Origin of the sequence: Sedimentibacter sp. MB31-C6 (genome assembly GCF_035934735.1) — a bacterium.
GTDB lineage: Bacteria > Bacillota > Clostridia > Tissierellales > Sedimentibacteraceae > Sedimentibacter.
In genome coordinates, this window is sequence record NZ_CP142396.1 from 2652181 (window position 1) to 2666211 (window position 14031).

The 14031-nt window shown below is 34.1% G+C and carries 29 protein-coding genes; all 29 read left to right on the forward strand.

From position 1 onward, the window contains the following. The first annotated feature begins 9 nt into the window (after window positions 1–9). Genes rplD through U8307_RS12705 form a run of 29 tightly spaced genes read left to right on the forward strand, consistent with a single transcriptional unit; the run spans window position 10 to window position 14024 of the window. Window positions 10–633, forward strand: a complete 624-nt coding sequence (gene rplD / locus U8307_RS12565) for a 50S ribosomal protein L4 (RefSeq protein ID WP_326908377.1) — start codon at window positions 10–12, stop codon at window positions 631–633. Next, entirely contained in the window at window positions 633–923 is a 291-nt protein-coding gene (gene rplW / locus U8307_RS12570; protein ID WP_326908379.1) for a 50S ribosomal protein L23, read from the forward strand. The genes rplD and rplW overlap by 1 nt, the downstream gene beginning before the upstream one ends. A 33-nt stretch (window positions 924–956) precedes the next feature. After that, window positions 957–1790, forward strand: coding sequence for a 50S ribosomal protein L2 (gene rplB / locus U8307_RS12575; RefSeq protein ID WP_326908381.1), 834 nt, complete (start codon window positions 957–959; stop codon window positions 1788–1790). A gap of 30 nt (window positions 1791–1820) precedes the next feature. Continuing rightward, entirely contained in the window at window positions 1821–2102 is a 282-nt protein-coding gene (rpsS, locus tag U8307_RS12580; protein WP_326908383.1) for a 30S ribosomal protein S19, read from the forward strand. Window positions 2103–2120: 18 nt separating this feature from the next. Next, on the forward strand, window positions 2121–2456 hold the full coding sequence (gene rplV, locus U8307_RS12585) for a 50S ribosomal protein L22 (RefSeq protein ID WP_326908386.1): 336 nt from the start codon (window positions 2121–2123) through the stop codon (window positions 2454–2456). 15 nt (window positions 2457–2471) lie between these two features. Beyond that, a complete protein-coding gene (gene rpsC / locus U8307_RS12590) occupies window positions 2472–3212 on the forward strand; it encodes a 30S ribosomal protein S3 (RefSeq protein ID WP_326908388.1) in 741 nt (246 codons plus the stop codon). A 29-nt stretch (window positions 3213–3241) separates the two neighbouring features. After that, window positions 3242–3685: a 50S ribosomal protein L16 gene (rplP, locus tag U8307_RS12595; protein ID WP_326908390.1), complete on the forward strand. Its 444-nt coding sequence runs from the start codon at window positions 3242–3244 to the stop codon at window positions 3683–3685. Then, window positions 3675–3878, forward strand: a complete 204-nt coding sequence (gene rpmC / locus U8307_RS12600; RefSeq protein ID WP_326908392.1) for a 50S ribosomal protein L29 — start codon at window positions 3675–3677, stop codon at window positions 3876–3878. Before rplP ends, rpmC begins: the two co-directional genes overlap by 11 nt. 21 nt (window positions 3879–3899) lie before the next feature. Then, window positions 3900–4154: a 30S ribosomal protein S17 gene (rpsQ, locus tag U8307_RS12605; protein ID WP_326908394.1), complete on the forward strand. Its 255-nt coding sequence runs from the start codon at window positions 3900–3902 to the stop codon at window positions 4152–4154. Window positions 4155–4187: 33 nt separating this feature from the next. After that, window positions 4188–4556 carry a 50S ribosomal protein L14 gene (gene rplN / locus U8307_RS12610; protein ID WP_326908396.1) on the forward strand — a complete coding sequence of 123 codons (369 nt, stop codon included), beginning with the start codon at window positions 4188–4190 and terminating at the stop codon, window positions 4554–4556. 16 nt (window positions 4557–4572) lie between these two features. Beyond that, the gene (gene rplX / locus U8307_RS12615) at window positions 4573–4881 is read left to right on the forward strand and encodes a 50S ribosomal protein L24 (RefSeq protein WP_326908399.1); all 309 of its coding nucleotides are present in this window, start codon (window positions 4573–4575) and stop codon (window positions 4879–4881) included. A 24-nt stretch (window positions 4882–4905) separates the two neighbouring features. Further along, window positions 4906–5445, forward strand: coding sequence for a 50S ribosomal protein L5 (gene rplE, locus U8307_RS12620; RefSeq protein ID WP_326908401.1), 540 nt, complete (start codon window positions 4906–4908; stop codon window positions 5443–5445). A gap of 13 nt (window positions 5446–5458) precedes the next feature. Next, window positions 5459–5644 carry a type Z 30S ribosomal protein S14 gene (locus U8307_RS12625; protein WP_326908403.1) on the forward strand — a complete coding sequence of 62 codons (186 nt, stop codon included), beginning with the start codon at window positions 5459–5461 and terminating at the stop codon, window positions 5642–5644. A gap of 29 nt (window positions 5645–5673) precedes the next feature. Beyond that, window positions 5674–6072, forward strand: a complete 399-nt coding sequence (gene rpsH / locus U8307_RS12630; protein ID WP_326908405.1) for a 30S ribosomal protein S8 — start codon at window positions 5674–5676, stop codon at window positions 6070–6072. Between the two features lie 24 nt (window positions 6073–6096). Next, a complete protein-coding gene (gene rplF, locus U8307_RS12635; protein ID WP_326908407.1) occupies window positions 6097–6636 on the forward strand; it encodes a 50S ribosomal protein L6 in 540 nt (179 codons plus the stop codon). A 21-nt stretch (window positions 6637–6657) separates the two neighbouring features. After that, window positions 6658–7026, forward strand: coding sequence for a 50S ribosomal protein L18 (gene rplR, locus U8307_RS12640; protein WP_326908410.1), 369 nt, complete (start codon window positions 6658–6660; stop codon window positions 7024–7026). Window positions 7027–7040: 14 nt separating this feature from the next. Further along, complete coding sequence (rpsE, locus tag U8307_RS12645; protein ID WP_326908412.1) at window positions 7041–7547, forward strand: 30S ribosomal protein S5; 507 nt, start codon at window positions 7041–7043, stop codon at window positions 7545–7547. A gap of 12 nt (window positions 7548–7559) precedes the next feature. Continuing rightward, on the forward strand, window positions 7560–7739 hold the full coding sequence (gene rpmD / locus U8307_RS12650; protein ID WP_326908414.1) for a 50S ribosomal protein L30: 180 nt from the start codon (window positions 7560–7562) through the stop codon (window positions 7737–7739). Window positions 7740–7760: 21 nt separating this feature from the next. Next, the gene (gene rplO, locus U8307_RS12655; protein WP_326908417.1) at window positions 7761–8201 is read left to right on the forward strand and encodes a 50S ribosomal protein L15; all 441 of its coding nucleotides are present in this window, start codon (window positions 7761–7763) and stop codon (window positions 8199–8201) included. 1 nt (window position 8202) lies between these two features. Beyond that, the gene (gene secY, locus U8307_RS12660) at window positions 8203–9471 is read left to right on the forward strand and encodes a preprotein translocase subunit SecY (protein ID WP_326908418.1); all 1269 of its coding nucleotides are present in this window, start codon (window positions 8203–8205) and stop codon (window positions 9469–9471) included. Window positions 9472–9484: 13 nt separating this feature from the next. Then, complete coding sequence (locus U8307_RS12665; RefSeq protein WP_326908419.1) at window positions 9485–10132, forward strand: adenylate kinase; 648 nt, start codon at window positions 9485–9487, stop codon at window positions 10130–10132. Between the two features lies 1 nt (window position 10133). Further along, a complete protein-coding gene (gene map / locus U8307_RS12670) occupies window positions 10134–10880 on the forward strand; it encodes a type I methionyl aminopeptidase (protein WP_326908421.1) in 747 nt (248 codons plus the stop codon). Between the two features lie 10 nt (window positions 10881–10890). Then, window positions 10891–11214 carry a KOW domain-containing RNA-binding protein gene (locus U8307_RS12675; protein ID WP_326908423.1) on the forward strand — a complete coding sequence of 108 codons (324 nt, stop codon included), beginning with the start codon at window positions 10891–10893 and terminating at the stop codon, window positions 11212–11214. Then, the gene (infA, locus tag U8307_RS12680) at window positions 11196–11414 is read left to right on the forward strand and encodes a translation initiation factor IF-1 (protein ID WP_326908425.1); all 219 of its coding nucleotides are present in this window, start codon (window positions 11196–11198) and stop codon (window positions 11412–11414) included. Before U8307_RS12675 ends, infA begins: the two co-directional genes overlap by 19 nt. A gap of 12 nt (window positions 11415–11426) precedes the next feature. After that, window positions 11427–11540, forward strand: a complete 114-nt coding sequence (gene rpmJ / locus U8307_RS12685; RefSeq protein ID WP_008516283.1) for a 50S ribosomal protein L36 — start codon at window positions 11427–11429, stop codon at window positions 11538–11540. Between the two features lie 60 nt (window positions 11541–11600). After that, window positions 11601–11966 (forward strand): 30S ribosomal protein S13, encoded by a 366-nt coding sequence (gene rpsM, locus U8307_RS12690; protein WP_326908433.1) that lies wholly within the window; start codon window positions 11601–11603, stop codon window positions 11964–11966. 14 nt (window positions 11967–11980) lie between these two features. After that, window positions 11981–12379 (forward strand): 30S ribosomal protein S11, encoded by a 399-nt coding sequence (gene rpsK / locus U8307_RS12695; protein WP_326908436.1) that lies wholly within the window; start codon window positions 11981–11983, stop codon window positions 12377–12379. 18 nt (window positions 12380–12397) lie between these two features. Further along, window positions 12398–13021, forward strand: coding sequence for a 30S ribosomal protein S4 (gene rpsD, locus U8307_RS12700; RefSeq protein WP_326911612.1), 624 nt, complete (start codon window positions 12398–12400; stop codon window positions 13019–13021). A gap of 55 nt (window positions 13022–13076) precedes the next feature. Further along, window positions 13077–14024, forward strand: coding sequence for a DNA-directed RNA polymerase subunit alpha (locus tag U8307_RS12705; protein ID WP_326908438.1), 948 nt, complete (start codon window positions 13077–13079; stop codon window positions 14022–14024). Window positions 14025–14031 lie beyond the last annotated feature (7 nt).

A 14031-nucleotide genomic window follows, 5' to 3' on the forward strand; every position in this document is an offset into this window, starting at 1 on the left:
GGATTAAAGATGCCAAAGGTAGCTCTTTATGATAAAACAGGTAGCCAAATAGGTGATATGGATTTAAATGATAACATATTTGGAGTTGAAGTTAATACACATGTGATGTATGAAGCTGTAAAGAATTATTTAGCTAATCAAAGACAGGGAACTCAATCAGCTAAAACAAGAGCTGAAGTTAGAGGCGGTGGTAGAAAGCCTTGGAGACAAAAAGGAACAGGTCGAGCAAGACAAGGTAGTATTAGATCACCACAATGGAAAGGCGGCGGAGTTGTATTTGCTCCTAAACCAAGAGATTATAGCTACAAACTTCCTAAGAAAATTAAAAGATTGGCTCTTAAATCAGCATTAAGTTCTAAGGTTGTAGATAAAGAAATAATTGTTGTTGAAAGTTTGGAACTAGAACAAGCAAAAACAAAAGAAATGGTTAAGGTATTAAAAAATCTTAACTCTGGTAAAAAAACATTAATAGTTATTCCTGATAGAGATGAAGCTGTTGTAAGATCAGCTGCAAATATTCATGGAGTGAAAACAGCTTATGTAAATACAATTAATGTTTATGACATTTTAAACTGTGATACTTTCTTAATAACAAAGGATGCAGTTAATAAAGTGGAGGAGGTGTACGCATAATGCGCGATCCACACGATGTAATAATAAGACCAATAGTAACAGAAGCCAGCATGGATGCAATGGCAGATAAGAAGTATACTTTTGTTGTTGATAAAAGGTCTAATAAAACAGAAATTAAAAATGCAGTGGAACAGGTTTTTGGCGTTAAAGTTGCGCAAGTTAACACTATGAATATGCTCGGAAAGAAAAAAAGAATGGGCGCTAATATAGGTAAAAGAGCTGATTGGAAAAAAGCTATAGTGACTTTGACTGAAGATAGTAAAACAATAGAATATTTTGAAGGAATTTAAAGATAGAAAATTGAAAAAAAGGAGGAAAATCTCATGGGTATTAGAAAATACAGACCAACCTCTCCAGCGTTGAGACAGATGACTGTGTCAACATTTGAAGAAATTACAACTAATGAGCCAGAGAAATCTCTTTTAGCTCCTTTGAAAAGCAAAGCAGGAAGAAATGCTTATGGCAGAATAACAGTACGTCATAAAGGTGGCGGAGAAAAGAGAAAATATAGAATCATAGATTTTAAAAGAAACAAAGATGGAGTACCGGGAAAGGTTGCAACGATTGAGTATGATCCAAATAGAAGCGCAAATATAGCACTTATAAATTATGTTGATGGTGAAAAAAGATACATTATTGCTCCTCATAAGTTAACAGTAGGAGATATGATAGTTTCAGGACCGGATGCAGATATAAAAGTAGGAAATGCACTTCCTGTAAGAAATATACCTGTAGGAACAATGATTCATAACATTGAGCTTAAACCTGGTAAAGGTGGCCAAATGGTAAGATCAGCAGGAAACGCTGCTCAGCTTATGGCTAAGGAAGGTAAATATGCTCAAGTAAGATTACCTAGTGGTGAAGTAAGAATGATAAGCATGGATTGCAGAGCAACAATCGGTCAAGTAGGTAATTTGGATTATGAAAATATATCTATAGGTAAAGCTGGTAGGAAAAGACACATGGGAATCAGACCTACAGTAAGAGGTAGTGTAATGAATCCTAACGATCACCCTCACGGTGGTGGAGAAGGAAGGGCTCCTATAGGAAGACCTTCACCAGTAACTCCTTGGGGAAAACCAGCACTTGGATACAAAACTCGTAAGAAAAATAAGAAATCTGATAAGATGATTGTAAAGAGAAGAAACGTAAAATAATTTGGTTTTTTTGAAAGGAGGAAATAGTGAATGGGTAGATCATTAAAGAAGGGGCCTTATTGTGAGCCAAGTCTTCTGAAAAAGATCGTGGATATGAATGAAGCTAATAGTAAAAAGGTTTTAAAAACTTGGTCAAGAAGATCAACAATATTCCCCGAAATGGTAGGCCACACATTAGCTATACATGATGGCAGAAAGCACGTTCCTGTATATATAACAGAAGATATGGTTGGACACAAATTAGGTGAATTTGCTCCAACAAGAACTTATAGAGGACACGATAAGACTGATAAATCTTCAAGAGTTAAGTAATGAAGGGAGGTAGCTAAAATGGAAGCTAGGGCAGTTGCTAAATATATAAGAGTATCACCTAGAAAAATGAGATTCGTATGTGATATGGTAAGAGGTAAAAATGTTGATGAAGCATTAACTATTTTAAAATTCCATCAAAGCAAAGGAGCTAGAATTTTAGAAAAGGTAGTTAAATCAGCTACAGCTAATGCAGAAAACAACTTTGAACTAGATAGAGATAAATTATATGTTTCACAAGCTTATGCTAATCAAGGACCAACTTTAAAAAGATGGAGACCTAGAGCAAAAGGTTCAGCATATAAAATCTTGAAAAGAAGCAGCCACGTAGGTGCAGTAGTTAAAGAAAGAGAATAGCAAAGGAGGTAGAAAATGGGTCAGAAGGTAAATCCTCATGGACTTAGAGTTGGCGTTATTAAGGATTGGGACTCTAAGTGGTATGCAGACAAAAAGAATTTTAGTTTAAATTTGTCTGAAGACTATAAAATCCGTGAATATATAAAAGAAACATTTTTCCAAGCAGGAATTGCAAAAATAGAAATCGAAAGATTTGCCAGCAGAATTAAGGTAAGTGTGTTTACTGCTAAACCAGGTATGATTATAGGAAAAGGCGGATCTGGAGTTGAACAATTAAAAAAACATGTTGAAGAGTTAACTGGTAAAACAGTTATAATAAATGTTGAAGAAGTAAAGGTTCCTGAATTGAATGGTCAATTGGTTGCAGAAAATATAGCTAGTCAGTTAGAAAAGCGTATTTCATTCAGAAGAGCAATGAAGCAATCAATGCAAAGAACAATGAAAATGGGAGCTGTAGGAATTAAAACATCAGCATCAGGAAGATTAAATGGTGCAGATATGGCTAGGACAGAAGGTTATAATGATGGTAAAATCCCTCTTCATACTTTAAGAGCCGATATTAGTTATGGCTTTGCAGAAGCTAATACTACTTTTGGAAAAGTTGGTATTAAAGTTTGGATATGTAGAGGAGAAATATTGAAAAAATCAGGTTCTTTATTATCTGACAACCAAGAACCAACAAAGGCACCAAGAGATAGTAGAGATAATAGAAAAAAAAGAAGACCAAATAACAACTTTAAAAGAGATAAAAAGTAATAAGTCCTGAAGGAAGGAGGAAGATTAATATGTTAATGCCTAAAAGAGTAAAACGCCGTAAGGTTCAAAGAGGAAGAATGACAGGAGTAGCAACAAGAGGTAATACTGTTACTTATGGCGAATATGGGCTTCAAGCACAAGAACCAGCTTGGATAACATCAAATCAAATTGAAGCTGCCAGAAGAGCAATGACAAGATATGTTAAAAGAGGCGGTCAAATTTGGATTAAAATATTCCCAGATAAACCAGTAACAAAAAAACCAGCCGAAACTCGTATGGGTAAGGGAAAGGGATCGCCTGAATACTGGGTAGCAGTCGTAAAACCAGGCAGAGTATTATTCGAAATGTCAGGGGTTTCTGAAGAAGTTGCGAGAGAAGCAATGAGACTTGCCATGCATAAATTGCCTATTAAGTGCAAATTTATCACCAAAGACCAGGCAGTAGAAAAGGATGGTGAAGCAAATGAAAGCTAAAGATTTAAGAAATAAATCAGTTGATGAGTTGAACAAATCAGTTTTAGATTTAAAAACAGAACTTTTTAATCTAAGATTTCAACTTGCAACAGGTGAGCTTGATAATCCAATGAGAATTAATAAAGTAAAGAAAGATATTGCACGTGTAAAAACAGTTCTAAGAGAACGTGAGTTAAACATAAATGCAGAGTAGTATGAAAGGAGGATATTAACTTTGGAAAGAGGCAACAGAAAAGTAATAGTAGGAAAAGTAGTTAGCGATAAAATGGATAAGACTATAGTAGTTGCTACCGAAAGGCTTGTAGCACATCCTCTTTATAAGAAACAAATAAAAACGACCAATAAATATAAAGCACATGATGAAAACAACCAATGCAAAATTGGCGATACAGTAAAAATAATGGAGACTAGACCATTATCTAAAGATAAAAGATGGAGATTGGTTGAAATACTTGAGGAAGCTAAATAACCCTAAGACAATTGAAGGGAGGTTTTGAAGGATATGATACAAACAGAATCAAGGTTAAGAGTAGCAGATAATTCTGGAGCTAAGGAAGTCCTTGTAATAAAAGTATTAGGCGGTTCTGGGAGAAAATACGGAAACGTTGGAGATATAATTGTATGTGCGGTTAAAACTGCAACACCTGGTGGAGTTGTTAAGAAAGGTGATGTTGTTAAAGCAGTAATTGTAAGAACTAAGTTTGGCGTTAGAAGAAATGATGGCACATATATTAAGTTTGATGAGAATGCTGCTGTAATTATTAAGGATGATAAAACACCTGTAGGAACTCGTATATTTGGTCCTATAACAAGAGAGTTGAGAGATGGAAAGTTTATGAAAATAATCTCACTAGCACCGGAAGTACTTTAATGGGAGGTGTATAAGAATGCACGTTAAGAAAGGCGATAAAGTAGTAGTTATAGCAGGTAGTGATAAAGGTAAAACAGGAAAAATACTTTCTAGTTTACCAAAGCTAAATAGAGTAATCGTTGAAGGCGTGAATATGGTTACTAAGCATCAAAAAGCTACTAGAGAGATGCAACAAGCAGGAATATTGCATCGTGAAGGCGCTATAGATGCTTCAAATGTTATGATATACTGCGACAAATGCAAATCAGGCGTTAGAACTGAAATTAAAATAAATAATGGTAAAAAAGTTAGAGCATGTAAGAAGTGCGGTCAATTGTTTGAATAATGCTCGAAGGGAGGTACGAACTATATGGCTAGACTAAAAGAGACATATAAAGATCAAGTAGTGCCGGCGCTTATGGAAAAGTTCCAATATGAAAGCATTATGCAGGCACCTAAAATAGAAAAGATAGTAATAAATATGGGCGTTGGTGAGGCTAAAGAAAATCAAAAGTTTTTAGACAACGCTGTAGAAGAAATGACAATTATTGCAGGACAAAAACCTGTTGTTACAAAAGCCAGAAAATCAATATCTAACTTTAAACTTAGAGAAGGTATGGCAGTAGGATGTAAGGTAACCTTAAGAGGAAACCACATGTACGAATTCTTTGATAAGTTGGTTAATGTTGCTTTACCAAGAGTTAGAGACTTTAGAGGAGTTTCAAAAACAGCTTTTGATGGCAGGGGAAACTATGCTTTAGGAATAAAGGAACAGTTGATTTTTCCTGAAATAAATTATGATAAAATCGATAAAATAAGAGGTATGGATGTAATTATAACAACAACAGCTAATACTGACGAAGAAGCTCGTGAGCTTTTGAAATTATTAGGAATGCCTTTTAGTAAGTAAGGGAGGATTAAAAATGGCAAAAACATCTCTAAAAGTAAAACAACAGAGAAAACAAAAGTATTCAACTAGAGAATACTCAAGATGCAAAATTTGTGGAAGACCTCATGCTTATTTAAGGAAATTCGGTATATGCCGTATATGCTTTAGAGAACTGGCTTATAAAGGTCAAATACCTGGGGTTAAAAAGGCTAGTTGGTAAAATTTTAAAAATGGAAGGAGGTTACTTGCATGGTAATGACAGATCCTATCGCAGATATGTTAACTAGAATAAGAAATGCAAATCATTCAAAACACGAATTTGTAGATATACCAGCTTCTAAGATAAAGAAAGAGATAGCAAATATCTTAGTAGAAGAAGGTTATATAAAGGGCTTTGATGTTATAGATGATGGAAAGCAAGGCGTTGTAAGAGTAGAGCTTAAATATCAGCAAAATAAAGAAAGAGTTATAACTGGAATTAAGAGAATATCTAAACCTGGTCTTAGAGTTTATGTTGGAAAAAATGAAACTCCAAAAGTATTAGGTGGATTAGGAATAGCTATACTTTCCACATCACAAGGAATTGTAACAGATAAAAAAGCAAGAACACAGGGAGTTGGCGGAGAAGTAATCTGCTACGTATGGTAATAATGACGAATAGGAGGTGCTAAGATGTCAAGAATAGGTGTAAAACCTGTAAATATACCTGCTAATGTTGAAGTGAAAATTGATAAAAACAATTACGCAGTTGTTAAAGGACCGAAAGGACAGCTTGAACAACAGTTACCAAAGTCAATGATAATAGAAGTTCAAGGAACAGAAATCATTGTTTCAAGACCATCAGAAGTTAAAGAACATAAATCACTTCATGGTTTAACAAGAACTCTCATTAATAACATGGTAATAGGTGTAAATGAAGGATATCAAAAAACACTTGAGATTGTAGGTGTTGGATATAGGGCACAAAAACAAGGAAATAAATTATTATTAAATTTAGGTTTTTCTCATCCTGTTGAAATGGAAGATCCAAAAGGAATTGAAACAACAGTTGAGGGAACAAATAAGATAACAATTAAGGGAATAGATAAACAACAAGTAGGTAATTATGCAGCAGTAATTAGAGATTGGAGAAGACCTGAACCTTATAAAGGAAAAGGAATCAAATATTCTGATGAAGTTGTAAGACGTAAAGCAGGTAAAACTGGTAAATAATTAAGAAAGGAGTGAGTATTAGTGCTTAATAAAAAAGATAAAAATCAAACTAGATTAAAAAGACACTATAGAATGAGAAAAAATATCGTAGGAACTCCTGATAGACCAAGATTAAATGTTTATAGAAGCTCTAAGCACATATACGCTCAAGTAATTGATGACGCTACAGGAATAACTCTTGTTTCAGCATCGACACAAGAAAAAGAGTTGAAAGATAAAGTGGCTGAGCTTACTAAATCTGATGCAGCTAAATTAATTGGCAAGACAGTAGGAGAAAGAGCGAAGGAAAAAGGTATAGATACAGTTATTTTTGATAGAGGCGGTTATTTATATCACGGCAGGGTTAAATTACTTGCTGATGGAGCAAGAGAAAGCGGACTTGAATTTTAATAAGGAGGTTAGTCATGGAGCGTGGACGTATAGATGCAAGCCAACTGGATTTGAAAGAAAAAGTTATTAGCATCAACCGTGTTACTAAAGTTGTAAAAGGTGGTAGAAACTTTAGATTTAGTGTGTTGGTTGTTGTTGGTGATGAAAATGGCCATGTAGGAATTGGTATGGCAAAGGCTATAGAAATTCCTGATGCTATTAAAAAGGCAATCCAAGATGCTAAAAAAAGAATGATTGAAGTACCACTGATTAACACAACAGTACCACATGAAATAATTGGCAGATATGGTGCAGGCAGAGTTCTTGTAAAACCAGCAAAAGAAGGTACTGGTATTATAGCTGGTGGTCCTGTTCGTTCAGTATTAGAACTTGCAGGAATTAAAGACATAAGAACTAAATCATTGGGTTCAAATAACCCTAGAAATGTTGTTAATGCAACAATTGAAGCCTTAAGATCCCTTAAAAAACCTGAGGATGTAGCTAGAGTTAGAGGGAAATCAGTGGAAGAAATTTTAGGTTAAGAGGTGAAAATTATGGCAACAATTAAAATAAAACAAATAAGAAGCATAATTTCAAAAACACCAAATCAAATAAAGAATATTAAAGCTTTAGGTTTGAAAAGAATAGGCCATGTTGTAGAAAAAGAAGATTCTCCTCAAATTAGAGGAATGATTAGAAAAGTTGAACACATGGTTGAGGTAATAGAAGAATAAAACTATAAGGAGGTGTAATAGATGAAACTTCATGAATTAAAGCCTAATCCTGGTAGTGTAAAAAATAGAAAAAGATTAGGAAGAGGAACAGCAACTGGACAGGGAAAAACTGCTGGTAGAGGAATGAACGGACAAAAATCTCGTTCAGGCGGCGGAGTAAGACCTGGTTTTGAAGGTGGACAAATGCCTCTTTACAGGAGACTTCCAAAGAGAGGATTTACAAATATTTTTGGAACTCATTATTCTGAAATTAATGTTGAAACATTAAACAAGTTTGAGGATGGTACTGAGATTACTCCTGAAATTCTTAAATCAGAAGGTATAATTAAAAAACAACTTGACGGCGTTAAAGTTTTGGGCAACGGTGAACTTGCTAAAAAGCTTACAGTAAAAGCTCATAAATTCAGCAAATCTGCAGTAGAAAAGATTGAAGCTGCCGGTGGAAAAGTTGAGGTGATTTAAGTTGTTTGAAACTTTAAAAAATGCATGGAAGATACCTGATTTAAGAAAAAAAATAATATTCACACTTATGATGATGTTAGTTTACAGACTGGGTGCTGTTATACCTGTACCAGGTATTGACAGAAGTGTAATTGACTCAATGTTCTCTGGCGGTACAGGTGGATTGTTAGATTTCTTTGACTTAATGTCAGGGGGAGCTTTTAAAGATTTTACTATATTTGCATTGAACATTTATCCATATATCACTTCATCAATTATACTTCAGCTTTTGTCGATTGCAATTCCAAAACTTGAAGAAATATTTAAGCGTGAAGATGGAAAGAAAAAAATGGCTCAATGGACTAGATATATTACAGTTGTCTTAGCATTGATTCAAGCTACAGCTTATAGTGTTGGATTTTTTAATTCAGCTATAATAGATCAAAGCTTTTTATCAATTATGACTGTTATAATTGTACTTACAGCAGGAACAGCATTTTTGATGTGGCTAGGTGAGTTAATAACTGAAAAAGGTGTCGGTAACGGTATATCATTAATTATATTTACTGGTATAATCTCAAGATACCCAGTTGATGTAGGAACTGTAGTTTATAAATTAGGAGCTGGATCGGTTAATATTATAGAAGTATTACTTTTCTTAGTATTTGCATTTGTAATAGTTGTTGGAGTTATCGCAATTCAACAAGGTGAAAGAAAAGTTCCAGTGCAGTATGCAAAAAGAGTTGTAGGAAGAAAAATGTACGGTGGACAAAGCACACATATTCCAATGAAGGTGTTAATGGCTGGAGTTATGCCAGTAATATTCTCATCAACCTTGTTAGCAATTCCACAAACATTAGCTTTCTTTTTTCCAGGCATGGCTGAGGGTGTACAAAAGTACTTTTCAGTAGCAGGAAGCCCGGGAGTATATATTTATACAATATTAAATATTTTATTGATAATATTCTTCACATATTTCTACACAGCGGTACAATTCAATCCTTTTGAGTATTCGAATACGCTGAAAGAAAATGGTGGTTTCATACCTGGAATAAGACCAGGAAGGTCAACAGCAGAATATTTAAATAAAGTATTAAACAGAATAACAATAGCAGGAGCTATAGCACTTGCAGTAATAGCGACAATACCAACCTTGATATTTTCATTTACGAATTTACAGATTAACTTTGGCGGAACGTCACTGTTGATTGTAGTAGGTGTTGCTCTTGAAACAATGAAGCAGATAGAAGCTCAAATGTTGATGAGACACTATAAAGGATTCTTGAAATAAAGGGAGGTAGAAAATGAGAACAATTTTGTTGGGACCACCAGGAGCTGGTAAGGGAACTCAAGCAGAAACAATTGTAAATGAATTTTCAATACCACATATATCAACAGGTGATATATTTAGACAAAATATTAAAGAGGGAACAACTCTTGGTAAAAAAGCAAAAGAGTATATGGATTTAGGTTTATTAGTTCCTGATGAATTGACTGTTGAGTTAGTGAAAGATAGATTGCTAAAGGATGACTGTAGAAATGGATTTTTGTTAGACGGTTTTCCAAGAACGATAGTTCAAGCAGATGCTCTTGAAGAAGCTTTAAATAGTATGAATCAAAAACTAGATTATGTTATTAATATTGAAGTTAATGCAAATCTTCTAGTTGAAAGAGCTGTTGGAAGAAGGATATGTAAAGATTGCGGTCAAACATATCATATGACATTTAATAAACCAATAAAAGATGGAATTTGCGATAAATGTAGCGGTGAATTACTACAAAGAAAAGACGATACTGAAGAAACTGTTACAAAACGAATTAATGTTTATAAGGAACAAACGGAGCCTCTTATTAAATATTATACTCAAAAAGGTATAATTGTTAATATAGATGGAGAAAAACCAATTTCTGAGGTTGGCGAGGAAATAGTTGCAAAATTGAGGGGCAAATAGTATGATTATCCTCAAGACTAAAAGAGAAATAGAAATTATGAAAAAAGCCGGAAGTTTAGTTGCACAGTCACATGAACTTGTTAGAAGGCATATTAAACCAGGCGTAACAACAATGGAGCTTGATCAACTTGTTGAAAATTTTTTAAGGTCAAAAAATGCTATACCAACATTTAAAGGTTATGGTGGGTTTCCCTTTTCAATATGTGCTTCTGTAAATGAAGAAGTAGTACATGGATTTCCAAGTGATAGGAAACTCGTTGAGGGAGATATCATTAGCATCGATATTGGTGCTACTTTCGAAGGATATGTCGGAGATAGTGCAAAAACATTCTTTGTAGGAAATGTTGATGATGAAAAAAGACAATTAGTCGAGGTTACGAGACAATGTTTTTATGAAGGAATTAAATTTGCTAAAAAGTCTTTTAGGCTGTCTGATATATCACATGCCATACAAGAGTATGCAGAAAGTGCAGGGTTTTCAGTTGTAAGAGATTATGTAGGTCATGGAGTTGGGAAGGAAATGCATGAATCACCGCAAATTCCTAACTTTGGAAAACCTGGTAAAGGACCGCGGCTGCAAGAAGGAATGGTCCTTGCAATTGAACCGATGATTAATGCAGGAACGTATAACGTAAAAGTAATTGACAACAATTGGACTGTAGTAACTGTAGATGGTAGGCCATCAGCTCACTATGAACATACAATAGCAATAACAGATGGTGAACCAGAACTTTTAACTGTATTATAGGGGTGATTTTTTGGAATTAACAACAGATTTAAAAATAGGTCAGGTAGTCAAATCCAAGGCAGGAAGAGACAAGGGTAGAGTTTTCGTAATTTGCGAAAAAGTTGATGAAAGTTATGTATTAGTATGTGATGGAGATCTTAGAAAATTAAAATCACCAAAAAAGAAAAAAATAAAACATTTAGTTATTTATAATACAGTATTGACAGAATTTGCTGAGAAATTACAAAATAACAAAAATCTAAATGATGCATTTATAAGAAGTATTCTTATTACTTATAATAATAATGCATCTAAAGAATGGAGGTTGAGTGATCAATGTCCAAGAAAGATGTAATAGAAGTCGAAGGAAAAGTCCTAGAAGCACTGCCTAACGCTATGTTCAAAGTAGAGCTTCAAAATGGGCATCAGATTTTAGCGCATATTTCTGGAAAACTGAGGATGAATTATATCAGGATTTTACCGGGAGATACAGTAGCAGTTGAATTATCACCGTATGATTTGACTAGAGGAAGAATAACCTGGAGGAAAAAGTAAGGAGGGATTACGATGAAAGTAAGACCATCAGTTAAACCTATCTGCGAGAAATGTAAGATTATCAAAAGAAAAGGTAAAGTAATGGTAATCTGTGAAAATCCTAAACATAAGCAGAAACAAGGTTAATCTAGAATAGAAAATGTTGAAATAAATTAAGTAACTACTATGGTAGGAGGTGTAAGCTTAATGGCCAGAATAGCTGGTGTTGATTTACCAAGAGATAAAAGAGTTGAAGTAGGTTTGACTTATATATTTGGTATTGGTAGACCAACTTCTAATAAAATACTCAAAGCTGCAGGGATTAGTCCTGACACTAGAGTAAAAGATTTAACAGAAGACGAAGTATCAAAATTAAGAACTGAAATAGATAAGCACCCTGTTGAAGGTGACTTAAGAAGAGAAGTAGCGTTAAATATTAAAAGATTGAAAGAAATTAACTGCTACAGAGGATTGAGACACAAAAGAGGATTGCCTGTCAGAGGACAAAATACAAAGAATAATGCAAGAACAAGAAAAGGTCCTAAGAGAGTTTCAGGAAAAAAATCTAAGTAAAAGGAGGGACTTAAGTGGCAGCTAAAAAACAACAAAAAACTAGAGTAAGAAGAAAAGAACGTAAAAACATTGAAAAAGGCCAGGCACATATTAAGTCTACTTTTAACAATACACTTGTAACTTTGACTGACTTGCAAGGAAATGCTATTGCATGGGCTAGTTCAGGACAATTAGGATTCAAAGGATCAAGAAAATCTACTCCATATGCTGCTTCAATGGTTGCTGAAGAAGCAGCTAAAAGAGCTATGGAACATGGCTTGAAAACAGTAGAAGTATATGTTAAGGGACCAGGCTCAGGACGAGAAGCAGCTATAAGATCTTTACAAGCAGCTGGACTTGAAGTTAATTTAATAAAAGATGTTACTCCAATACCACATAACGGTTGTAGACCACCAAAACGTAGAAGAGTATAATAGAAATGAGGTGAAATGATGGCAAGATATACTGGACCTGTATGTAGAATTTGCAGAAGAGAAGGTTTAAAGTTATATTTGAAAGGTGATAGATGCTATACTGATAAATGTTCAATAGGCAGAAGAAATTATGCACCTGGACAACATGGACAAAGCAATAAAAAACTTACAAACCATGGAATGCAATTAAGAGAAAAACAAAAAGTTAGAAAATATTATGGTGTTTTAGAAGGCCAATTTAGCGAATATTATAATATGGCTAATAAAATGTCAGGTAAATCAGGTGAAAACCTACTTAAAATTTTAGAGCTAAGATTAGACAATATTATATATAGATTAGGTTTTGCAAGTTCAAGACCTGAAGCAAGACAATTGGTAGTTCATGGTCATTTTACTATTAATGGTAAAAAGGCTGATATTCCATCTATGATTCTTAAAGTTGGTGATGTTATTCAAGTAAAAGAAAAGAGCCAAAGTTCAGCAAAGTTTAAAGCTTTTGTAGAAAACCACAAAGGAACTGCGCCACAATGGCTTCAGGTAGAACCTGATAATTTTACTGGTAGAATAGTTGCTGAACCAGCAAAAGAAGATATAGAAATACCAATAGCAGAACATCTAATTGTTGAGTGGTACTCTAAATAATAGCTATTAAGAATTATTACCCTCGGCAAAAAAACAGATCTAAGGAGGGTTTGGGATGATAGAAATTGAAAAACCTAACATTACGTTAAATGAAAAAAATGATGAAAACACTTATGGAAAAATAGTAGTTGAACCACTTGAAAGAGGTTATGGAACAACACTTGGAAATTCACTCAGAAGAATACTTCTTTCATCATTGCCAGGAGCAGCTGTTACCTCTATAAACATTCAAGGTGTGTTGCATGAATTTTCAACTATACCTGGAGTTAGAGAAGATGTAACAGAAATAATTCTTAATATTAAGAATCTTGCTGCTAAAATGAATGTGCAGGGGCCTGTTCAACTATTAATAGATGCAAAAGGCCCTAAGGTAGTTACAGCAGGAGATATAATAACAGGTGGGGATGTTGAAATTATTAATGAAGACCTGCATATTGCTACTTTGGAAGAAGGTTCCGAACTCATAATAGAAATGGAAATGGAACAGGGAAGAGGCTATGCAGTAGCTGAAAGAAATAAAAAGGAAAACCAATCTATTGGAGTAATTCCTATTGATTCAATATTTACACCTGTTAAAAAGGTCAATTTCTCAGTTGAAGACACAAGAGTTGGTAATAGAACTGACTTTGACAAATTAACCATTGAAATATGGACTGATGGAACTATAGAACCTGAAGAAGCAGTTTCCCTAGGTGCGAAAATATTAAATGAACATCTAAACTTGTTTATATCATTAACAGAGCATCTTAATGAAGTAGAAATAATGATTGAAAAAGAAGAAGATGAAAAAGAGAAAGTTTTAGAAATGACTATAGAGGAACTTGATTTATCAGTTAGATCTTACAATTGTTTAAAGAGAGCTGGAATAAATACTGTTGAGGAGCTTACATACAAAACAGAGGAAGATATGATGAAAGTAAGAAACCTTGGCAAGAAATCTTTAGATGAAGTTGCAAAGAAACTTGAGGAATTAGGGTTATCTCTAAGAAAAAATGATAATTAGCAGTAAA